The organism is Pseudomonas sp. AP3_22 TE3818 (assembly GCF_053628995.1).
In genome coordinates this window covers 5025439-5046872 of record NZ_JBRJHL010000001.1, presented here as the reverse complement: position 1 = coordinate 5046872, position 21434 = coordinate 5025439, and the positions used below count along the sequence as shown (strand labels likewise).

21 protein-coding genes are annotated in these 21434 nt (G+C 60.2%); 12 read left to right on the top strand and 9 right to left on the bottom strand.

The features are described 5' to 3' along the window. Nucleotides 1–59 precede the first annotated feature (59 nt). The gene (locus AB7M25_RS22980) at nt 60–2114 is read right to left on the bottom strand and encodes a S9 family peptidase (protein WP_429560155.1); all 2055 of its coding nucleotides are present in this window, start codon (nt 2112–2114) and stop codon (nt 60–62) included. Between the two features lie 278 nt (nt 2115–2392). Here AB7M25_RS22980 and AB7M25_RS22975 point away from each other — a divergent pair, with 278 nt between their 5' ends. From AB7M25_RS22975 to AB7M25_RS22965, 3 genes are read left to right on the top strand one after another with little or no spacing between them, the layout of a single operon-like run. Continuing rightward, a complete protein-coding gene (locus AB7M25_RS22975) occupies nt 2393–2890 on the top strand; it encodes an MFS transporter (RefSeq protein ID WP_454238026.1) in 498 nt (165 codons plus the stop codon). A gap of 32 nt (nt 2891–2922) precedes the next feature. Next, complete coding sequence (locus AB7M25_RS22970; protein WP_429560154.1) at nt 2923–3699, top strand: class II glutamine amidotransferase; 777 nt, start codon at nt 2923–2925, stop codon at nt 3697–3699. Nucleotides 3700–3711: 12 nt separating this feature from the next. After that, nucleotides 3712–4254: a DUF2937 family protein gene (locus AB7M25_RS22965; RefSeq protein ID WP_007972421.1), complete on the top strand. Its 543-nt coding sequence runs from the start codon at nt 3712–3714 to the stop codon at nt 4252–4254. Nucleotides 4255–4349: 95 nt separating this feature from the next. On the opposite strand, the gene AB7M25_RS22960 is transcribed toward AB7M25_RS22965, so the two are convergent. After that, complete coding sequence (locus AB7M25_RS22960) at nt 4350–5264, bottom strand: LysR family transcriptional regulator (RefSeq protein ID WP_429517029.1); 915 nt, start codon at nt 5262–5264, stop codon at nt 4350–4352. Nucleotides 5265–5410: 146 nt separating this feature from the next. Here AB7M25_RS22960 and AB7M25_RS22955 point away from each other — a divergent pair, with 146 nt between their 5' ends. The 4 genes from AB7M25_RS22955 to AB7M25_RS22940 all read left to right on the top strand — a co-directional run bounded on the left by AB7M25_RS22955 (nt 5411) and on the right by AB7M25_RS22940 (nt 9147). Beyond that, on the top strand, nt 5411–6697 hold the full coding sequence (locus AB7M25_RS22955) for an MFS transporter (RefSeq protein WP_429517031.1): 1287 nt from the start codon (nt 5411–5413) through the stop codon (nt 6695–6697). 73 nt (nt 6698–6770) lie between these two features. Beyond that, on the top strand, nt 6771–7523 hold the full coding sequence (locus tag AB7M25_RS22950; RefSeq protein ID WP_429386434.1) for a 5-oxoprolinase subunit PxpA: 753 nt from the start codon (nt 6771–6773) through the stop codon (nt 7521–7523). Continuing rightward, nucleotides 7520–8224, top strand: coding sequence for a 5-oxoprolinase subunit B family protein (locus AB7M25_RS22945; protein WP_102698967.1), 705 nt, complete (start codon nt 7520–7522; stop codon nt 8222–8224). The genes AB7M25_RS22950 and AB7M25_RS22945 overlap by 4 nt, the downstream gene beginning before the upstream one ends. Next, nucleotides 8221–9147, top strand: coding sequence for a 5-oxoprolinase subunit C family protein (locus AB7M25_RS22940; RefSeq protein WP_429386431.1), 927 nt, complete (start codon nt 8221–8223; stop codon nt 9145–9147). Before AB7M25_RS22945 ends, AB7M25_RS22940 begins: the two co-directional genes overlap by 4 nt. A gap of 103 nt (nt 9148–9250) precedes the next feature. Here the strand turns inward: AB7M25_RS22940 and AB7M25_RS22935 are convergent, their stop codons facing one another. Beyond that, entirely contained in the window at nt 9251–10429 is a 1179-nt protein-coding gene (locus tag AB7M25_RS22935) for a vWA domain-containing protein (protein ID WP_429517039.1), read from the bottom strand. 12 nt (nt 10430–10441) lie between these two features. Next, nucleotides 10442–11287 (bottom strand): AAA family ATPase, encoded by an 846-nt coding sequence (locus AB7M25_RS22930; protein ID WP_007972431.1) that lies wholly within the window; start codon nt 11285–11287, stop codon nt 10442–10444. Nucleotides 11288–11494: 207 nt separating this feature from the next. Here AB7M25_RS22930 and AB7M25_RS22925 point away from each other — a divergent pair, with 207 nt between their 5' ends. Beyond that, the gene (locus AB7M25_RS22925) at nt 11495–11725 is read left to right on the top strand and encodes a DUF4160 domain-containing protein (RefSeq protein WP_429386426.1); all 231 of its coding nucleotides are present in this window, start codon (nt 11495–11497) and stop codon (nt 11723–11725) included. Further along, on the top strand, nt 11713–12213 hold the full coding sequence (locus AB7M25_RS22920) for a DUF2442 domain-containing protein (RefSeq protein ID WP_429386424.1): 501 nt from the start codon (nt 11713–11715) through the stop codon (nt 12211–12213). The genes AB7M25_RS22925 and AB7M25_RS22920 overlap by 13 nt, the downstream gene beginning before the upstream one ends. On the opposite strand, the gene AB7M25_RS22915 is transcribed toward AB7M25_RS22920, so the two are convergent. After that, complete coding sequence (locus tag AB7M25_RS22915) at nt 12210–13286, bottom strand: DUF748 domain-containing protein (protein WP_429386421.1); 1077 nt, start codon at nt 13284–13286, stop codon at nt 12210–12212. The genes AB7M25_RS22920 and AB7M25_RS22915 overlap by 4 nt on opposite strands. Nucleotides 13287–13416: 130 nt before the next feature. On the opposite strand from AB7M25_RS22915, the gene cysK reads away from it, so the two are divergent. The 3 genes from cysK to AB7M25_RS22900 all read left to right on the top strand — a co-directional run bounded on the left by cysK (nt 13417) and on the right by AB7M25_RS22900 (nt 16818). Continuing rightward, nucleotides 13417–14391, top strand: coding sequence for a cysteine synthase A (gene cysK / locus AB7M25_RS22910; RefSeq protein ID WP_429386418.1), 975 nt, complete (start codon nt 13417–13419; stop codon nt 14389–14391). A 251-nt stretch (nt 14392–14642) separates the two neighbouring features. Then, the gene (locus AB7M25_RS22905) at nt 14643–15581 is read left to right on the top strand and encodes an aspartyl/asparaginyl beta-hydroxylase domain-containing protein (protein WP_429386417.1); all 939 of its coding nucleotides are present in this window, start codon (nt 14643–14645) and stop codon (nt 15579–15581) included. Between the two features lie 373 nt (nt 15582–15954). Beyond that, nucleotides 15955–16818, top strand: coding sequence for a DMT family transporter (locus AB7M25_RS22900; RefSeq protein ID WP_429517041.1), 864 nt, complete (start codon nt 15955–15957; stop codon nt 16816–16818). A gap of 36 nt (nt 16819–16854) precedes the next feature. On the opposite strand, the gene AB7M25_RS22895 is transcribed toward AB7M25_RS22900, so the two are convergent. The 4 genes from AB7M25_RS22895 to AB7M25_RS22880 form a co-directional block, all read right to left on the bottom strand. After that, nucleotides 16855–17796 carry a LysR family transcriptional regulator gene (locus AB7M25_RS22895; RefSeq protein WP_102698961.1) on the bottom strand — a complete coding sequence of 314 codons (942 nt, stop codon included), beginning with the start codon at nt 17794–17796 and terminating at the stop codon, nt 16855–16857. A gap of 70 nt (nt 17797–17866) precedes the next feature. Further along, nucleotides 17867–19396 (bottom strand): tripartite tricarboxylate transporter permease, encoded by a 1530-nt coding sequence (locus AB7M25_RS22890; protein ID WP_454238025.1) that lies wholly within the window; start codon nt 19394–19396, stop codon nt 17867–17869. Then, entirely contained in the window at nt 19393–19926 is a 534-nt protein-coding gene (locus AB7M25_RS22885) for a tripartite tricarboxylate transporter TctB family protein (protein ID WP_454238024.1), read from the bottom strand. Before AB7M25_RS22885 ends, AB7M25_RS22890 begins: the two co-directional genes overlap by 4 nt. A 53-nt stretch (nt 19927–19979) precedes the next feature. Beyond that, a complete protein-coding gene (locus AB7M25_RS22880) occupies nt 19980–20996 on the bottom strand; it encodes a Bug family tripartite tricarboxylate transporter substrate binding protein (RefSeq protein ID WP_007972451.1) in 1017 nt (338 codons plus the stop codon). Nucleotides 20997–21434: the final 438 nt, after the last annotated feature.

Below are 21434 nucleotides of genomic sequence, written 5' to 3'. Positions count from 1 at the left end.
GACGGGTTGTATCGGCGTCCGGCGTGCGGAATTAAGACCGGTGCCTCGGCCCAAGTTCCTCAGGCAATGGCCAACACCTTGAACAAAAATGCATATTCGAGCGCTACGTCACGCAATCCCTGATATCGACCGCTCATCCCGCCATGCCCGGCTCCCAGTTCAGTCTTGAGCAGCAGCGGATTGCTGTCGGTCTTGGTCGCGCGCAGTTTCGCCACCCACTTGGCCGCCTCCCAGTACTGCACGCGGCTGTCGTTGTAACCGGCGATCACCAGGGTCGCCGGGTAAGCTTGCGCGGTGACGTTTTCGTACGGGGCGTAGGCCTTGATCCGATCATAAACGTCCGGCTCTTCAGGGTTACCCCACTCGTCGTATTCCGTCACGGTCAATGGCAGATCGGGGTCAAGCATGGTGTTGAGGACGTCGACGAACGGCACTTCGGCGATGGCGGCGCCAAACAGCTGCGGCCGTTGATTGAGCACCGCGCCGATCAGCAAGCCGCCAGCGCTGCCGCCGCTGATTGCCAACTGCGGTGCAGTGGTGAAGCCTTGGGCGATCAGGTGTTCGGCGCAGGCGATAAAGTCGCTGAAGGTGTTGTGCTTGTGCTCCTGCTTGCCGGCGCGATACCAGGCTTCCCCCAGTTCGCCGCCGCCACGCACGTGGGCAATGGCAAACGCCATGCCGCGATCCAGCAGGCTCAGGCGCGCATGGGAAAACCATGGGTCGAGGCTTTCGCCATAGGCGCCATAACCGTAGAGGTACAGCGGCACCGGTTTGCCGAGGTCTGTGCGTTTGATCACCAGGCTGATGGGCACTTGCGTGCCGTCCGGCGCCGTGGCCCACAGGCGCTGGCTGATGTAGGCGTCGGCGTCGAACGGGCCGAGCACCGGGGTTTGCTTGAGGACTTTCTGTTCGCCGGTCGCCAGTTCAAGCTGGCGGATTTGCGCCGGACGGTTCAACGCTTCGTAGCGCAGGCGAATCCTTTCGCTTTCGAACTCCAGGCTGTTTTGCACGTGCAGGCTGTAGGCCGCATCCGGCAGTTGCACGCGATAAGGCGCCAGGCCTTGCGGGTGAACTTCAATGACCGGCAAGCCGCCGAGCCGCAGGCTGAGGGTCATGGCCCCGGTGTTCAGGCTGATGCCGTCGATCATCACCGTGTCGCTATGGGGGATCAGGTTCTGCCAGTCGGCTTCGGTGGGCGCGGCGCCGGTATCGATGGCCGTGTACAAGGCGAAATTGATGCCGTCGCGGTTGGTGCGGATGAACCAGGTCCATTGCCCGTCCAGTGCGCCGTGATCCACGTCGTACTCATGATCCTCGACCCGTGGCGCCAGGCAGGTAAACGCCTGCTGGGGCCGGGAGGCATCGAGGACCCAGACTTCGCTGGTGGTCTTGCTGCCCACGGACAGCAGCAGTTGCTGCTCGGAGCTTGAACGATAGCAATGCATGAAGAAGCGACCGTCCGGCTCATGGAACACTTCTTCGGCCGCCGTACCGTCCAGTCGATAGCGATACAGCTTGTGTGGGCGATGGGTGTCGTCCAGCTCGCCAAAGAACAGCGTCAGGCTGTCGTTGGCCCAGGTCATGCTGCCGTCACAGTCCTGGAACTCCAGCTCGCTGACGCGGCCGTCGGACAATTCCTTCACGAACAGCGTGTAAATCTCATCGCCACTGGAGTCGATGCTGTAGGCCAGGCGCTGATGGTCCGGGCTGATGCTGAACGCACCCAGGGAAAAGAAGCCGCCGTTGGCCAGTTCGTTGGGGTCCAGCAGCAGTTGTTCGCGGCTTTCGTCGAGGGTCAGGCTGTCATCGGCCGGACGCGGGCAGCGATAGTGCCGGGCATACTCATCGCCTGCGGTGGTGCGGGTGTAGTACAGATACGGTCCCCAGGGCGAGGGCAGGGACAGGTCGGTCTCGAGAATCCGCCCCTTGATCTCCTCGAACAGGGTTTCGCGCAGCCCGGCCTGGTCGGCGGTATGCGCCTCCTGATAGCTGTTTTCGGCTTTCAGGTAATCGAGCACTGCATCGGTGTCGCGCTCCTGCAGCCAGGCATACGGATCGGAGCCATCAGCCTTGTGGGCAATCGGAGCGTCGTGAATGTTGGCGGGTAGGGGCATGAAGGACTCTCGAGCAAGGGGCTTGGCAACCTGTGGGAGCGGGCTTGTGTGGCGAGGGGGCTTGCCCCCGTTCGGCTGCGAAGCAGTCGTAAAACAGGTACCGCGTTATTGACTCAATATCGCAATGACTCGTTTTAGGGCCGCTTTGCGACCCAACGGGGGCAAGCCCCCTCGCCACACAAGCCCGCTCCCACATGGACTGCACTCAACTGTCAGGCATTGATGCAGCCTGACGGGCGAAAAGCCGTTATCATAAGCGCCTCTTTGCCTGCCTTGCCATGGACACCATGACCGAGAACGACTATCTGATCGCTTGGGGCCTCTACGCCTTTGCTGCTTTGGGCTGCCTGTTGGTGTGGATGCGCTTGACCCGCTGGATGTGGCGTTGGCTGCGTGAGCCGCTGCGGCTGGTGATGGCCGTGTTGCTGTTCAGCCCGACCATCATCGACCCGGTCAAGGATAAAGTCGCACCGGCCGTCGCCATTACCGCACTCGACCTGCTGTTCAAGGTCGGCAACAACGCCTGGCGGGCGATTTCCGATCTGTTCATGTACGGCATGATCGCATTCGGCCTCTATCTGGTGCTGGTGGCGATCCGTTTCCCCATCGAACGCGCCGCCAACGCCCGCAAGGAGCGTGAGGCTGCCACCAAAGCCGCCGTCCGCGCCGAAGAGCCTGAGGATGATCAACCGTTTGGCGGTGCCGGCGATGATCGTTACGGTCGTCCGCCCGTGCCGAGCAATCCTCAGCGGATGCGAGTCGAACCCCGTCTGTAACCTTGCCCCTGCGATTGAGCGAGAGTCCGAACATGTGTGAGTTATTGGGCATGAGCGCCAATGTCCCGACCGATATCGTGTTCAGCTTTACCGGGCTGATGCAGCGCGGCGGCCGCACCGGCCCGCATCGCGATGGCTGGGGCATTGCCTTCTATGAAGGCCGTGGGCTGCGGCTGTTCCAGGACCCGGCGGCCAGCTGCGAGTCGGAAGTCGCCAACCTGGTGCAGCGCTATCCGATCAAGAGCGAGGTAGTGATCGGGCACATCCGCCAGGCCAACGTCGGCAAGGTCTGCCTGTCCAACACCCATCCGTTCGTCCGCGAGCTGTGGGGGCGCAACTGGTGTTTCGCCCATAACGGCCAGTTGGCGGATTTTCAGCCAACGGCCAGTTTCTACCGCCCCGTGGGCGATACCGACAGCGAAGCGGCATTCTGCGATTTGCTCAACCGTGTGCGTGCGGCGTTCCCCGAGCCGGTCGAGGTCGAGGCGTTGCTGCCGGATCTGGTGGCCGCTTGCGCCGAGTACCGCAGCAAAGGCGTGTTCAACTGCCTGCTCAGCGATGGCGACTGGCTGTTCTGCTATTGCTCGACCAAGTTGGCGCAGATCACCCGTCGTGCACCCTTTGGCCCGGCGCGCCTGAAAGATGTCGACGTGATCGTCGACTTTCAGGCCGAAACCACCCCCAACGATGTGGTCACCGTCATCGCCACCGAACCTTTGACCGAAAACGAAACCTGGACCCGCTACGAACCGGGTCAATGGAGCCTGTGGCGACGCGGCGAATGCGTCAGCCAGGGCATGACCGAATAAGGACTCCTTTGCATGTTGCTCAGTTATCTAAGGCTGGTGTTGTTTGCGGCGGGCCTGTTGATCGGTGTCCAGGTGCCGGGGTTCATCAACGATTACGCCAAGCGGGTCGAAGCCCATCTGATCGAGGCGCAAGCCGGGTTGAGCGGCTTCCAGAACACCGCCAATCAGTTCTTCAAGGGCGACATGCAGGCGCTGGTCGCGCATTACCGCGCCAGCGAGGACCCGATCTTTCGCAGCGACGCCGACAGCCTGAGCAACCTGCTGACCCGTCAATTGGCCTTGGATAAACAGTTCCAGGCGATGCAGGGGCCGTGGTACATCCGCTTCCTGCAAGTGGTACTGGCCGCCGATCCGGACATCCGCAAGGAAACCTGGAACGGCTACAGCTACCAGATCCTGTTGACGCCCGAAGCGATGATCTGGGGCATGAGTGGCGCCTTGCTGCTGTCGTTCGGGATCGAGTGCCTGTTCCGGCTGATCGACTGGGTGGTGCTGGGCGGCAAGCGTCTGCGCCAGAGCCGGCCGATCGAAGAGCGGGATTTGCGCGGGTTGTAAAAATGAACCTGTAGGAGCTGGCTTGCCAGCGATCCAGGCGGTGCGGTGAGTCAGGCAGGACGCCATCGCTGGCAAGCCAGCTCCTACAGGGGGCTTCAGCGATTCAGGGTGATGTAGTCCTCACCCACCTTCAACGCATACCCCTCCAGCACCTGCTGACACAACGCCACAATCTCCTCGACCCACTCCACACCTACCCGCCATGACACCACCACCTGCAAATCGGGAGGTCGCTGATCGATGTCCAGCAGGGTCAACTCCCCTCGCGCCAGCTCTTCGGCCACCAGCACCGGTGGCAACGCGCCGATACCGAAGCCGTCGCGCAACAAGCGAGTAATCGCCGACACCGAGTTCACGCAGTTCAGTCGCGGCGCCATTACGCCATTGGCCTGCATCAGGGCCAGCACTTCCTGGTGCGGATGGGAGTTTTTCGAATAGGTGATGACCCGCTCGCCTGCCAGGTCAGCGATGCCCGAGTACTCGCGGTTGTAAATGGAATTGCTGGCGACGATCCAGCCCATGGGGTGGCTGGCCAGTTCCAGGCTGCGCACGCTTTCCTGGCGCAGCAGGTCGGTTTGCAGGATCACGTCGAGAAAGCCTTTTTGCAGCTGATCGCAGAGGTTGAGCGAGGTATCGGCCACCAGCTCGATTTCCACCAGCGGGTAGTGATCGGTCATCTGCGCCACCAACGGGCTGAGCCAGGTATGGATCACCGTGTCCATCACGCCGATGCGCACCCGTCCGGCCTTGCTCGAACGGGTCTCGATCGACTGCTTGAGTGCCTGCATGGTGTCCAGCATCTGCTCGGCGTAATCGAGCACTTTGAGGCCTTCGGGCGTCAGGCTCACGCCCCGCGAATCACGCAGAAACAGCTTCACCCCGAGCTCGCCTTCAAGCACCGCAATTCGGCTGGAAATCGAAGCCTGAGTGGTGAAGAGCTTGTCGGCGGTCAGGCGGAAACTCTTGAGTCGGGCAACCCAGACAAAGGTCTCGAGAAACTTCAGGTTCATGGGATAAAGAATTCTTATGTCTAAGGCGGGTTTTTATTAGTTGGACGCAGCAGGGGCGCGCGTCCAAAAATCGGCGCATCCGGTTCCCACGATAGGCGTCGTCGGGGCTTAGAACAATACCAATAAAATCAGCGCGGAGATTTGCCATGAGTGCGCCCGACACCCCCGTCATTGCGAAAGCCACGGCTCGTCCGGGACCTTTCGACTGGTATCGCAACATCAATCAGCAGGAACGCCGCACCTTCTGGAGCTGCAAGATCGGCTATGGCCTGGACGGCATGGACACGCAGATGCTCAGCTTCGTGGTGCCGACCCTGATTGCCATGTGGGGCATCACCACCGGCCAGGCCGGGCTGATTCACACCAGCACCCTGATCGCTTCGGCCATCGGTGGCTGGGTCGCAGGGATACTCTCCGACCGCATCGGCCGGGTGCGCACCCTGCAACTGACCGTGTTGTGGTTTGCCTTCTTCACCTTCCTCTGCGGCTTTGCCCAGAGCTACGAGCAACTGCTGATTGCACGGACCCTGATGGGCTTCGGTTTCGGCGGTGAGTGGACGGCCGGCGCCGTGCTGATCGGCGAAGTGATCCGCGCCAAGGACCGCGGCAAGGCTGTGGGCATGGTGCAATCCGGTTGGGCGCTGGGTTGGGGGCTGACGGCGATCCTGTATGCGCTGCTGTTCTCGGTATTGCCACCGGAAGACGCTTGGCGCGCGCTGTTCATCCTTGGCATCGTGCCGGCAATTTTTGTGATTTTTGTCCGCCGTCTGGTCAAGGACCCGGAAATCTATCGTCAAGCCAAAGCCCGGCAGGAACCGAGCAATCCGTCGAAGTTCTATGAGATCTTCGCCCCCGGCATGCTATTCACCACGATTCGCGCTTCGTTGCTGACCACCGGCGCATTGGGCGGCTACTACGCCATCACGTCCTGGCTACCGACTTTCCTGAAAAACGAACGCGGTTTGAGCGTACTCAACACCAGCGGTTATCTGGCGATGGTGATCGTCGGTTCCTACGTGGGTTATGTCATCAGCGCCTATTTGACCGACATCCTCGGCCGCAAGAAGAACTTCATCCTGTTCGCCGTCGGCTCGTTCACCATTGTCTTGTTGTACACGCAACTGCCGGTCAGCAACGGCGTGATGCTGTGGCTGGGCTTTCCGCTGGGGTTCTTCGCCTCGGGGATTTTCAGTGGCATGGGCGCATTCCTGACCGAATTGTTCCCCACGCGCATTCGCGGTTCGGGCCAGGGTTTTTGCTACAACATCGGCCGTGCGCTCGCGGCGTTGTTCCCGCTGCTGATCGGCCTGCTCAGCCAGACCGTACCGCTGAGCGTGGGTATCGGTGCCTTCGCGGCGGTTTCCTACGGGGTGGTGATCCTTGCGGCCCTGAGCCTGCCGGAAACCCGTGGCAAGCAACTCGACGCCCAGTAACTGATAACCTGCTGGACTGTCCTATAGATATGTCCCGCAGCTGAAAAGAATAAAGCCTACAGGAGTGTTCAGTGTGAGCCGCCTGCTATTGAACTGTGACATCGGCGAGAGTTTCGGCAGCTGGACCATGGGTCTGGACGCCGAAATCATGCCCTTCATCGATTGCGCCAACATCGCCTGCGGTTTTCACGCCGGCGACCCGAGCATCATGCGCAAGACCGTCAGCCTGGCCCTCAGCCACGGTGTGCAAATCGGCGCCCATCCGGCCTATCAGGATCTGGTGGGCTTCGGTCGTCGCTCCATGGCCTATGCCACCCAGGAACTGCAAGACATCCTGCATTACCAGATCGGCGCCCTCGACGGCATCTGCCGGGCCCAGGGCGGCCGGGTCAGTTACGTCAAACCCCATGGCGCGATGTACAACGACATGATGACCAACCCGGCGCAGCTGCGCGCCGTTTTGCAAGCGGTGGCGTCCTACGACCGCACGCTGCCATTGATGCTGATGGCGACCCGCGACAACAGCGCGGCCCAACAAATGGGCGATGAATACGGCGTGACCCTGTGGTTCGAGGCTTTTGCCGATCGCGCTTACGACAGTGCCGGCAAGCTGGTCTCGCGACAACTGCCGGGCGCGGTGCATCGCGACCCGGAAAAAATCATCGAGCAGGCGCTGACCATTGCCCGTGGCGATCAGCTCACCGCCAGTGACGGCAGCGCCCTGCATTTGCAGGCCAACACCCTCTGCGTGCACGGCGACAACGCCAGTTCGGTCGCTGCCGTGCAACGCATCCGTGAAGCCTTGAACCGGCAGAGTGCGTCATGAAGCTGCGGGTGGAAGTGGTGGCACTGGATTGCCTGATGGTGCGCCTGTTCGATGAAATCGCCGAAAGCAACATGCCGTGGATGCTCGCGGCCAGTGAAAGTCTGCGCATGGCATTTGCCGGGCACCTGATCGATCTGGTGCCGTCCTACACCACATTGATGGTGCATTACGACCTGACGGCATTGAGCCCGAGCCAGGCACGGGAATTGATCGCCCAGGCACTGATCGATCTGTCGCCCAATGCGCGTACTCGCGGTACCTGTCATGTGTTGCCGGTGTGGTACGACTTGAGTGTCGGACCGGAATTGACGCTGTTGTCGCAGCGCAGCGGATTGGCGGTAGAGGAGGTGATCCGCCGCCACAGTGAGCGTGAATACCAGGTGTTCGCCCTGGGTTTTGCACCGGGTTTCGCCTTCATGGGGCTGGTGGAAGAAGCGCTCGCTGCGCCGCGTCTGAACACGCCACGCAAGAAAGTCGCGGCCGGCAGTGTCGGCATCGCCGAGCGGCAAACGGCGGCTTACCCGGTGGTGTCGCCGGGCGGCTGGAACCTGATCGGCCGCACGCCGGCAAGATTGTTCGACCGCAACCGTGACGGCTACAGCCTGATGCAACCCGGTGACACCGTACGGTTCGAAGCGGTCGGCCATGCCGAGTTCATTAACCTGGGGGGTGACGATACGCCTCTGGAGGCCCAGGCATGAGCCGTCTGATGATTGAAGCGAGTACGCCGCTGTGCCTGTTGCAGGATGCTGGTCGATTCGGTGTGCGGCATCTGGGCGTGACCCAGGGCGGAGCGGCCGATTGGCGTTCGATGTCCTGGGCCAACTGGCTATTGGGCAACGGACTGGATGCGCCGGTGATCGAAATCACCCTCGGCGGATTCACCGTGGTGGCTGAGGAAGAGTGCGTGCTGGCCTTGGCCGGGGCGGATCTTGGCGCGCGGGTGGACGGCGAGGCTTTGACCCCGTGGCGCAGTTTCAGGCTGCACAAAGGTCAGCGTTTGCAATTCACTCAGCCGTTGCTCGGAGCCCGGGCTTATCTGGCGGCGCCGGGTGGGTTTGATGCGCCGAAAGTGCTGGGCAGTAGCGCGACGGTGGTCCGGGAGGAACTCGGCGGGCTGGACGGCATGGGCCGTGCGTTGGGTAAAGGGGCGAGCTTGTGCTATTCGGGCAACCCGGTGATGTTGCTGCGCGAGTTGACCGCAGACCAACGGCCGGACCTGAACCTTGATGCGCCGTTGGACCTGGTCCTCGGTGCACAGATCGGCGAGTTCAGCGGGCAGAGCCTGTTCGACGCGTTCAACAGCGTATGGCATCTCGACAGCCGTGCCGACCGGATGGGTATTCGCCTGCTGGGTACGGCGCTGCAGTACCAGGGCAAGCCGATGATTTCCGAGGGCATACCTTTGGGTGCCGTGCAGGTGCCGCCCGACGGGCAGCCGATTGTGTTGCTCAATGATCGGCAGACCATTGGTGGTTATCCGCGATTGGGAGCGTTGACGCCGTTGGCACTGGCGCGGCTGGCGCAGTGCCTGCCGGGGACACAGGTACGGTTGAAGCCGGTGGTGCAGGATGTCGCTCATCGTGAGCATGTCGAGTATTTGCAGCGCTTCACACGCAGCTAAAAGCTTCGCGAGCAAGCCCGCTCCCACATTTGACCTGTGTCGTGCACAAAACCAATGTGGGAGCGGGCTTGCTCGCGAAGAGGCCTTCACAGGCGACGCATTTCTACTTGGACAGAAACCGCATCCCTTCTTCCAGCCCGCGAAGGGTCAGCGGATACATCTGGTCCTCGATCAAATCCCGCACAATATTGGTCGACGAGGTATAGCTCCAGGTGTCCTTCGGATACGGGTTGATCCAGATGAGTTTCTTGTACTTTTCCTTGAACCGCTGCATCCACACGTAACCGGCTTCTTCGTTCCAGTGCTCGACACTGCCGCCCGGCTGGGTGATTTCATAGGGCGCCATGGCGGCGTCGCCGATGAAGATCACTTTGTAGTCGGCGCCGTACTTGTGCAGCAGGTCCATGGTCGAGGTGCGCTCGGAGGTGCGGCGCATGTTGTTCTTCCACACCGATTCATAAATGAAGTTGTGGAAGTAGAAGTACTCCAGGTGCTTGAACTCGGTCTTGCAGGCCGAAAACAATTCCTCGCAAATCTTCACATGGGCGTCCATCGAGCCGCCGATGTCGAACAGCAGCAACAGCTTGACGGTGTTGCGCCGCTCCGGCCGCATCTGGATGTTCAGCAGTCCGGCATCCTTGGCGGTGTGGTCGATGGTGCCATCGATGTCCAGCTCTTCCGCCGCGCCCTGGCGGGCGAACTTGCGCAGGCGGCGCAGGGCGACCTTGATGTTGCGCGTGCCCAACTCCACCGAATCGTCGAGGTTCTTGTATTCGCGCTGGTCCCAGACCTTGGCCGCCTTGCCCTGGCGCTTGCCGGCATCGCCGACCCGGATGCCTTCCGGGTTGAAACCGCCGGAGCCGAACGGGCTGGTGCCGCCGGTACCGATCCATTTATTACCGCCGGCGTGACGTTCCTTCTGTTCTTCGAGGCGTTTCTTGAACTCTTCGATCAGCTTGTCCAGGCCGCCGAGGGACTGGATCGCCGCCCGTTCTTCGTCGGTCAGCGAGCGTTCGAATTCCTTGCGCAGCCAGTCTTCGGGGATCAGCGCCTGAAGATGGTCGTCGAGCTTTTCCAGGCCATTGAAGTAGGCACCGAACGCCCGGTCGAACTTGTCGAAATGCCTTTCGTCCTTCACCAGGATCGCCCGGGACAGGTAATAGAACTCGTCCATGTCGGCGAAGGTCACGCGCTGTTTCAGCGCGTTGATCAGGTCCAGCAGTTCACGCACCGAGACCGGCACCTTGGCTGCGCGCATTTCATTAAACAGGTTGAGCAGCATGGCATCAGCCTCTTAGCGGGTGCCGCGACGGCTCATGAACGCCAGACGCTCAAGCAATTGCACGTCCTGTTCGTTCTTCACCAGGGCGCCGGCCAGCGGCGGGATGGCCTTGGTCGGATCGCGTTCGCGCAGCACCGCTTCACCGATGTTGTCGGCCATCAGCAGCTTGAGCCAGTCCACCAGTTCGGAGGTCGAAGGCTTCTTCTTCAGGCCCGGCACCTTGCGCACGTCGAAGAACACGTCCAGCGCTTCGCTGACCAGGTCTTTCTTGATGTCCGGGTAGTGCACGTCAACGATCTTTTGCAGGGTGGTGCGGTCGGGGAACGCGATGTAGTGGAAGAAGCAGCGGCGCAGGAAGGCGTCCGGCAGTTCCTTTTCGTTGTTGGAGGTAATGATGATGATCGGACGCTTTTTCGCCTTGATGGTCTCGTCGATCTCGTAAACGTAGAACTCCATCTTGTCGAGTTCTTGCAGCAGGTCGTTGGGGAACTCGATGTCGGCCTTGTCGATTTCGTCGATCAGCAGGATCACCCGCTCGTCGGACTCGAAGGCTTCCCAGAGCTTGCCCTTTTTCAGGTAGTTACGAACGTCGTGGACTTTTTCGTTGCCCAGTTGCGAGTCGCGCAGGCGGCTGACCGCGTCGTACTCGTACAGGCCCTGGTGAGCCTTGGTGGTGGACTTGATGTGCCAGGTGATCAGTTTGGCGCCAAAGGATTCGGCCAGTTGCTCGGCGAGCATGGTCTTGCCGGTGCCCGGTTCGCCCTTGACCAGCAATGGCCGCTCCAGGGTGATGGCGGCGTTGACCGCCAGCTTCAGGTCATCGGTGGCGACGTAGGCCTGGGTGCCTTCGAACTTCATCTGCTAATCCTCGAACGGTAACGCCGACCTGAACGAGGCAGGGCGGGGGGGCGCAATAAAAGGGTCAGCCCCGACTATAACGCGCTGCCCGGTCGACTGTGAACGCAGACGGCTTATTCAGTCTCTGAATGGAGCGTCACATCTTGACTCAGTCTCGGCGGCTGGCCAGCATTGATATATCGCCATTTTGGCGATAGCGTGCCGGGCATGTCTACTAAATACCGATTTCGAGATACGTATCGCATTCAGTTGCGCGAAAAGGATCATCCACCACCCCACGTTCATCTGACGGGTGGCGGGCTGGACGTCATGCTGAGCCTGGAAACTGTCGAAGTGATGGTGGGCAAAGCGCTGCCGCTGATCATCAAGGAAGCGCTGGAGTGGGTCAGGGCCCATCAGGTGCAATTGCTGGAGGATTGGAAACGATGTTACCCATGAAACGACCAAGGTTATCAGCAGTGCAAGCATTGCCGGATTACCGATTGGCGCTGACGTTTATCGATGGCCAGCAACTGCTGCTCGATTTGAGCCGCGACCTGCAGGCCTATCCAGGCCTGCAACCTTTGCAGGGAGACGCTTTTGATCATGCAGCGTTGGGTGACGATGGCTGGAGTGTCGAATGGCCTGAGCTGGATATCCAGATCGGTGCAGACACGCTCTACCTGGATGCCCTGGCGCAGAATGCAGCCGACGAAAACACCCGAATCTTTATCGATTGGCGTGCTCGCACCGGATTATCGCTCAATCAGGCGGCTCAAGCGCTGGGGGTCAGTAGCCGCAGTATCAGCCGATACAGCAGTGGTCGCGAAGCGGTGCCCCGATCGTTGGCCCTGGCTTGCCTGGGTTGGGATTTCCTTCAACAGCAGTCGAATTCGCCCCGCGCGGCAGAAGACACTGGCCGGTACATCATCACGCGCAAAAATTAGCCTGCATCCGGCTTGGGCCGTTCATACCGTGCATTGAACGCCTGGATGAAACCATTGCGTAAAATCTGCAAAAAAGCCTGGAACGCGCTGACATCCTTCTGGTGAACGTTGCCGCTGAGTTCGACCTTTGTCGCAAACTGGTTTTTGCCCTGGTTTTTCAGGACCGTCTCGGTTCCACCGACGAGGGCTTCCCATATCGAGCGGAACAGCCCTTTGTCCTTGTTTTCCACGTCCTGCTGCCAGTTGAACACGTCAACATCGCGCATCAGCGGCTTGATATAGCCGGTCAGTCGGCCCTTGTTGGCCTGGGCTTCGATCACCACGTCGCCATGGCCGGCATTGAAATCGAACTTGCCGTAGGCCGCGGCGAAGTCGTTCAGGCGCTTGAGTTCGATATCCGTGGTGCGCAAGCGAAACTCGAAGTCTTCGAAATCGCTCAAGGGATCGAAAGTGGCCGAGGTTTCCAGTGGTGCATGCCCCAGCAGCAAGGCTTTACCTTCAAAACGTGCGTCGCGTTTGCCTTTGGTGTCGACCACGTTGGTCAGGTTGAAAATACGGGCATCCACCTTTGTGGCATTCATGTTCACCGGTGGTTTGGAGTTGAAGTTGCGAAAACTGATCTTGCCGTCGTTGATCCGCACTTCGTTCAGGGTAATGGGCAGCAGCTTGCCTAATTGGGCACGCCAGTCGGTGCCCTGGCCGGTCTGGGAATTTCGCTTGTTGGCCCCGCCGTCGACGAAGTTGACCTCGGGCGTGATGAACTGCACTTCGGCCACCACTGCGTGGTCGTGCCACAGTGAGTGCCAACTCACCGAGAGGTCGATCAATGGCGCGTTGACGAAAGGCACCGGAACCTTGCCATCGACCTTGACGATTTTCAGTCCGTTGATCTTGTAGGCCCCGCGCCACAGGGCCAGGTCCACGTCGGTGATCTGGCCCCGGTAGTCGCCCATGTCCGCCAACCTCTCATTCAGGTAATCGCGCACCAGATAGGGCAAGGCGATGTGCAGCGTTATCAGCAGTACAACGAGGCCGATGAGGGTCCACAGGGGCCAGCTATATCGACGTTTCATGGTGGCAAATCTCTGGCGATCTATAGCCATTGACTGCACTGACAGGCGGACGTTCGACCCGACTGGACGCCTGCGGGCAAGAGGGCTTACCTTGATGCCCTATTTCAATGCTGTCGTTAAGGACCCAGCCATGAGCCGCATTTTCGCTGACAACGCCCACTCCATCGGCAACACGCCGCTGGTGCAGATCAATCGCATTGCGCCGCGTGGTGTGACCATTCTGGCCAAGATCGAAGGGCGCAACCCCGGTTACTCGGTCAAGTGCCGGATCGGCGCGAACATGATCTGGGATGCCGAAAGCAGCGGCAAACTCAAGCCGGGCATGACCATCGTCGAACCCACCTCCGGCAATACCGGCATCGGCCTGGCGTTCGTGGCCGCCGCCCGTGGCTACAAACTGATGCTGACCATGCCGGCGTCCATGAGCATCGAACGTCGCAAGGTGCTCAAGGCACTGGGTGCCGAGCTGGTGTTGACCGAACCGGCCAAAGGCATGAAGGGCGCTATCGAAAAAGCCGGTGAAATTGTTGCCGGCGACCCGTCGAAGTACTTCATGCCGGCGCAATTCGACAACCCGGCCAACCCGGCCATCCACGAAAAAACCACCGGCCCGGAAATCTGGAACGATACCGATGGCGCGGTGGACGTGCTGGTGGCAGGCGTTGGAACCGGCGGAACCATCACCGGGGTTTCACGGTATATCAAGAATACCCAAGGCAAACCGATTCTCTCGGTGGCGGTGGAGCCGGCGGCGTCACCGGTGATCACCCAGGCTCTGGCCGGTGAAGAAATCAAGCCGAGCCCGCACAAGATCCAGGGCATTGGTGCCGGTTTTGTGCCGAAGAACCTCGATTTGTCGATCGTCGACCGGGTAGAACTGGTCAGTGACGAAGAGTCCAAGGCCATGGCCTTGCGCTTGATGCAGGAAGAAGGAATTTTGTGCGGGATCTCCTGCGGCGCTGCCATGGCGGTGGCCGTAAGATTGGCGGAGACCCCGGAAATGCAGGGCAAGACCATCGTCGTGATCCTGCCGGATTCCGGTGAACGTTATCTGTCGAGCATGTTGTTCAGTGATCTGTTTACCGAACAGGAGAACCAGCAGTAAGTGCTGAACAGGCACGGATCGTGGCTGGCGGTGATTGCTGCGGCGTGATCGCTGGTTACACCCGGTTGATGAGGGATTCGCATCAGCCGCCGTTCAGGTGTCTCGTGTTAAGAAACGCTTTGTTGCAGATCTGTTAACGTTGAATGTTGAAAAGTGCAGGTTTTTTACCGGATCGGCAGTGTTTATCATGCCGCAAGCCTCGTCGGACAATGGACCTGGTGCAAAGTCGCTTATCTTCAAAGGAGTTGTTGATGACCTTTTCGTTTGCCGCGAAAGCCTTGCTGTTGCTGCTGTTTCTCGGCAGCACCCTCTTTGTACATTTACGCGGCAAGGCGCGTCTGCCGGTTTTGCGCCAATTCGTTAACCATTCGGCACTGTTCGCACCCTATAACGCCTTGATGTACCTGTTTTCCGGCGTGCCTTCCAAACCGTATCTGGATCGCAGCAAGTTTCCCGAACTGGATGTGCTCAAGGACAACTGGGAGGTGATTCGCGACGAAGCGATGCACTTGTTCGACGAGGGGTATATTCGTGCGGCGGCAAAGAACAACGACGCCGGTTTTGGCTCGTTCTTCAAGAAGGGCTGGAAGCGTTTCTATCTCAAGTGGTATGACAAACCGCTGCCTTCTGCCGAAGTCTTGTGCCCGAGAACCGTGGCATTGGTCAGCGGCATTCCCAACGTCAAGGGCGCGATGTTTGCGCTGCTGCCGGGCGGCAGCCACCTCAACCCGCATCGCGACCCGTTTGGCGGCTCCCTGCGTTATCACCTGGGGCTGTCCACCCCCAATTCCGATGATTGCCGCATTTTTGTCGACGGTCAGGTTTACGCCTGGCGCGATGGTGAAGACGTGATGTTCGACGAGACCTACGTGCACTGGGTCAAGAATGAAACGCAAAAGACCCGGGTCATCCTGTTCTGCGATATCGAACGTCCGTTGAGCAATCGCTTCATGACCCGCATCAATCGCAGTGTCAGCGCCTGGCTGGGGCGCGCCACCGCCCCTCAGAACCTGGATGACGAGCGTGTGGGCGGGATCAACAAGGCCTACGCCTGGAGCAAGAACTCCAGCGATAGATTCAGTGGTGTGGTCAAGCAATGGAAGCGGCGCAATCCCAAGGCTTACCGTGTTCTGCGTCCGGTGCTGGCGGTGGTGGTGCTGACGTTGTTGGGGTATTGGTTGTTTGGTTGAGGCCGGATACGGCCTTTTGACCAACTCGTTGCAATCCATATCGAACGCTGGTTATAGTCGACACACGGTGAGTTTCGGACTCACTTTCTTATCCCTCGAGCAAAGATCAGCCCAATGCCTGCATCCCTCCTCAACGCGGTAGTCGATTCAGCGGTCAACGCTGGCGTCGTGCCGTGCGGGAATCAGCAGCCCGGGCAGATCAGTCATTACCCCCCACCTGTCAGTAGCACGCCGGTGTGCGCAGTCGTATCACCGCCAGGCGTTGGCATTTCGGGCTGATCAGCTGTCTTCTGCTGTTCCCGCGCCCGCCTGAAAAACTACTGGATTTCAGCTTTTGCTGAGTTGGCTTTTTGCCTGACTACAGGTGGTATTCATGTTTGTCCTTTCGAAAAAATCCGCGCTCGCGGCGGCGTCCACGAGCCTGTTCGTGCTGCTGTGGAGCAGCGGGGCGATCTTCTCCAAATGGGGGCTGGCCCACGCGTCACCCTTCGCCTTCCTGATGTTTCGTTTCGTCATTGCGCTATGCGGGCTGGTGTTGCTGGTGCCGTTGTTCAAGCTGAAGTTGCCCAAGGGCGGCAAGCCGATGCTGTATGCGATGGCCACCGGCGTGGTGTTGTTGGGGGCCTATCAGATTTTCTATCTGCTGGCCCTGGACCTGAAAGTCACCCCCGGGGTGATGGCGACCATCATGGGCGTGCAGCCGATCCTCACGGTGGTGCTGATGGAGCGTCAGCGTTCCTGGAGCCGGATGTTCGGTCTGATCCTGGGGCTGACCGGTTTGATCATGGTGGTCTATCAGGGCATCGGCCTGGCCGGGATGTCGCTGGCCGGAATGCTTTTCGGTCTGCTGGCGCTGGTGAGCATGACGTTCGGTTCGATCATGCAGAAACGCATCACTGAAAACCCTCTCGGCACGCTGCCGGTGCAGTACCTCGCCGGACTGCTGTTGTGCGGGATTTTCGTCCCTTTCCAGCCGTTTCACTTCGAGCACAGCAGCGGTTTCATCCTGCCGGTGCTATGGATGGGGCTGGTGGTGTCGGTGCTGGCGACGCTGTTGCTGTACCGCTTGATCGCCCGGGGCAACCTGGTGAACGTCACCAGTCTGTTTTACCTGGTGCCGGCGGTGACGGCGGTGATGGACTATCTGGTCTTCGGCAACCGCCTGGCGCTGTTGAGCCTGTTCGGCATGCTGTTGATCATCGTCGGGCTGGTGTTTGTGTTCCGTAAGTCGGCTTAAAACCGGAAAGGTCCGGAGCAATGCTCCGGGCCTTTTTCATTTGGCCAGCGCATGCTCGGCCCGCACCGAATTCATGAACGCCTGCATCGCCGACGATTGAATGCGATGACGCCGGGTGATCAACCCGTACGGTGGCAGCCGCGCCTCGAACTTGATCGGCAACACCGCCAGCAGATCCCGACCGGGATAGTCCTCGACCACCGACACCGGGGTGACACCGAGCATGTCGGTCTGCTGAATCAACGACAGCAAGGTCATGATCGACGTGGTTTCGACGATGCTGCTCGGGATGTCGACCCGCGCGTTGTGGAACACCTGATTGATGATTGCGCGCATCGGGCTGGGCTGCTGTTGCAGCACCCAGGTCATGTTCTGCAATTCGGCCCAGCTCAACTGCGTGGCTTTGGCCAGTGGATTCTGTGCGCCGGAAATCACGCACAGCGCTTCCTCGCCAAGGCTGTCGAACAGCAACTCCTCTGCCCGGGCACCGGCGGGAATCCGCCCCAACACGATATCCAGCTGATCTTGCAACAACGCCTGCACCAGCACGTCGCTGGTGTCGACCTGAATGCTCATCGACAAGCGTGGATGGCTTTGTTTCAAGGTGGCGATGGTGCGCGTCAGCAGCCCCGAAGCCAGTGCCGGAATGGCCCCGACCGCGACCCGGCCAAGGTTGCCGGATTCGAGGGCGACCAGCTCTTCACGCATGCCGCTGAGTTCGGCGAATACCATGCGTGCGTAATAAATGACCGTTTCCCCGAACGGGGTAGAGCGCATGCCCCGGGGCAGGCGTTCGAACAACTCGACGCCCAACAGGTCCTCGGCCTCATGCAGCATTTTGGTCGCGGCCGGTTGGGTCATGCCGATGTGATCGGCGGCGCGGCGCAACGAGCCGAATTCCTGCAACGCCAGCATCAGCCGCAGTTGGCGCAGGCGCAGTCGGCTGTGGATTACGTTGGCAGCAGGAATTCGGGTCATGGGCCGTGCTCGCAAAAAAGTCCTGCGGCAAGCCTGACAACAAATGCCAGGCGTTGCCAGCCTTGGCGTATCACAGCACCGATTTTGGCTTGGCGACCTGGGGTTTGCGCAGGCCGATCAGGGTTTGCAGCGCTTTGGAAATCAACGGCCAGAACAGCATCAGCAGCGCCGCGGTGGTCAGGCTGCCGACCAACGGGTTGGACCAGAAAATCCCCAGGTGCCCGTCGGAGAACAGCATCGACTGGCGGAACGCATCTTCTGCCTTGTCACCCAGCACCGCCGCCAACACCAGCGGCGCAATCGGGAAGCCGAGTTTCTTGAACAGATAACCCAGCGCACCGAAGCCCAGCATCAGCACCACGTCGAAGAACGAGTTGTGCACCGAGTAGGCACCGATGGCGCAGACCATGATGATGATCGGCGCGATGATCGAGAACGGGATGCGCAGGATCGAAGCGAACAGCGGCACGGTGGCCAGCACCACGATCAGGCTCACCACGTTGCCCAGGTACATGCTGGCGATCAGGCCCCAGACAAAATCGTGTTGCTCGACAAACAGCGTTGGCCCGGGGTGCAGGCCCCAGATCATCAGGCCACCGAGCATCACCGCCGCAGTCGCCGAGCCGGGAATGCCCAGGGTCAGCATCGGCAGCAGGGCACTGGTGCCGGCCGCGTGGTCAGCGGTTTCCGGGGCGATCACCCCTTCGAGTTCGCCCTTGCCGAAGTTGTCGCGGTTTTTCGAGAAGCGCCGGGCCAGGCTGTAGCTCATGAACGACGCGGCAGTCGGTCCGCCAGGGGTGATGCCCATCCAGCAGCCGACCAGGGTGCTGCGCACAATCGTCCACCAGTAACGCGGCAATTTCGCCCAGGTACGCAGGATCACCATGGGCGTGATCCGCGCATGCTCGCCGCGGAACACCAGTCCCTCTTCCACGGTGCAGAGGATTTCGCCGATGCCGAACAGGCCGATCACCGCCACTTCAAAGCTGATGCCGGTCATCAGGATCGGCTGGTCGAAGGTCAGGCGCAGGTTGCCGGACACGGTGTCCATGCCGACGGCGGCCATGGCGAAACCGATCATCATCGCCACCACGGTTTTCAGTGGCGGGTTCTTGCTCATGCCGATGAAGGTGCAGAACGCCAACAGGTACACCGCGAAGAACTCCGGCGAACTGAACGACATGGCGAACGCGGCAATTTTTGTCGAGAGAAAGGTCAGCAACAACACGCCGGCCAACGCACCCAGCAACGCCGAACTGAACGCGGCGGTCAGGGCTTCGGCGGCACGGCCTTCGCGGGCCATCGGGTAACCGTCGAAGGTGGTTGCCACCGATGAAGGCTCACCGGGGATGTTGAACAGGATCGAGGTGATCGAACCGCCGAACAGCGCGCCCCAGTACATGCACGACAGCAGGATGATCGCCGACACCGGCGACATGGTGAACGTCAGCGGCAGCAGCAACGCCACGCCATTGGGGGCCCCGAGACCGGGCAGTACGCCGACCAGAATGCCCAGCAGCACGCCGATCACCATCAGGCCGATATGGCCCGGCGTGAGGATCAGGTTCATGCCTTGCAGCAGGGAATCGAACTCGCTCATTTGAAATGTCTCCCGGCCAGGGCAATCCAGTCGCCCATTGGGCCGGCATCCAGCGGCACTTTGAACCACAGCGCGAAAATCAGGTAACTGGCCAGCACCGCGCCCAGGGACACGCTACCGATCATCCATTTGCCGTAAGGCTTGGCGCGGACCTTGTCACGCCACATGAACCAGGCAATGAAGCAGGCCGAAGCGACGTAGATGCCGGTGAACGGCATCGCACCGACGAATAGCGCAATGGGCACGAACACCGACAGCACTTGCCTGAACGCACTGCGGCTGACGAATGAGATGCCCAGGGCTTGCCAGCGCACCAGGGTCAACACGCCGTTGGCCACACTGGCGGCGCTCAACATCAGGCCGATGTAGAAGGGAAAGTAACCCGGCTCGGGGCCGGCATCACCCCAGCCGATACCCTGTTCAACGCTGCCGTACATCACCACCGCACCGATCAGCGTGGTGAAGAGTGCCAGGCCGAGTTCGACCCAGCGCGTACCGACCAGCGGTGGTGAATCCGAAGAATGGGACATGAAAGCACCTCCAGAGGTGACGGCCGTACGCAGGGCGGGCGGCCGTGAGCAACTCAGTTTTTCAGCCAGCCGGCCTCTTTGAACACCGGCGTGACGCGGGCGGTGTCTTTTTCGATGTAGGCGGTCAGCGGCTCGCCCTCGAGGAAGGTTGGCACCAGAGCGTTCTGCTTCACGTAAGCCTTGAACTCATCGGTCTGGGTGACTTTGCGCATCAACTCGACATAGAACGCACGCTGCTCGGCGGTGACATCGCCAGGCATGAACACGGTGCGCGGGAAGCGGTACTGATCGATGCCCAGGCCTTGTTCATGACAGGTCGGGACGTCGGCCCAGGATTTGTCGCCGGCGACTTTGTCGGTATAGCCCATGCGCTCCTTACTGAACACGCAGAGCGGCTCGACCTGATCACCACGCCATTGGCTGATGCTCTCGCTTGGATTGTTGACGTTGGCGGCGATGTGCTTGCCGGCCAGTTGCGTCGCGGCTTCGCTGCCGCTCTTGAACGGGATGTACACCAGTTTGCTGTTGTTGGTCTGGTTCAGCAGCAGGGTCAGGGTCTGGTCGACGTCCTTGGACTGGCTGCCGCCCATGCGCAGGTTCGACGGGTCGGCCTTGACCGCTTCGTAGAAGCTTTTAGCGTCTTTCCACGGCGCACCCTTGTAGCTCCAGAGAATGAAGTCATCCTCGGCCACGGCGGCGATCGGGGTCAGTTCCTGCCACTCGTAGCCGAGCTTGGACACCAGCGGCAACAGGTAGATGTTGTTGGTGCCGATCACCAGTTTGTCGGCATCGCCCTTGCTCATTTTCAGGTCGAGGAAGGCTTCGGCGCCGTTGCCACCGCCCTTGTTGAGGACGATGGTGTTCACGTCGAGCAGCTTGTGCGTGGTGATGATCGACTGGATCAGGCGACCGAGCTGGTCGGTACCACCACCGGGACCACCGGCGACGACGATTTCGACGTTTTTGTCCGGTTGCCAGGCGGCGTTGGCGAGAGCGGGAAGGGTACCGGCGGCGATCAATGCGCAACCAAGAAACAGACGGGAGGTGCGACGGACGAATGCATTTCGCATGATGGAAGAGCCTCGTATTTATGTTCTTGTAATTGTTATGAGCGGCTTGTTTGCGCGGTAAAGCCGCAAGCCTGGCCCGAGTGTGTGAAGGTGCGGGCACGGCGTCTAGTCAAAACAATACATACACCGATAGCCTGGGGTTATAGCTCGGCAAACAACTGACTGCTGTAGGAGCGAGCCTCCTCGCGATGGACTCAAGGGCACCGCGTTAATTCAGGAAGCACGCGTTTTCGTTCAAGACCATCGCGAGCAAGCTCGCTCCTACAGAAAAGAATGCGTGCCCACGTTGAAAGGTCGTTGAAAGCAGGGCATGACATAACCCGAGGCTATCGCCTGATTTCAAGTTTTGATTAGACGGTTATCAGCGAGCCTTCGATAGTGCTTATCAACACCTGCATCTCCACAAAAATAATAAATGAGGTATGCACCATGGTTCGT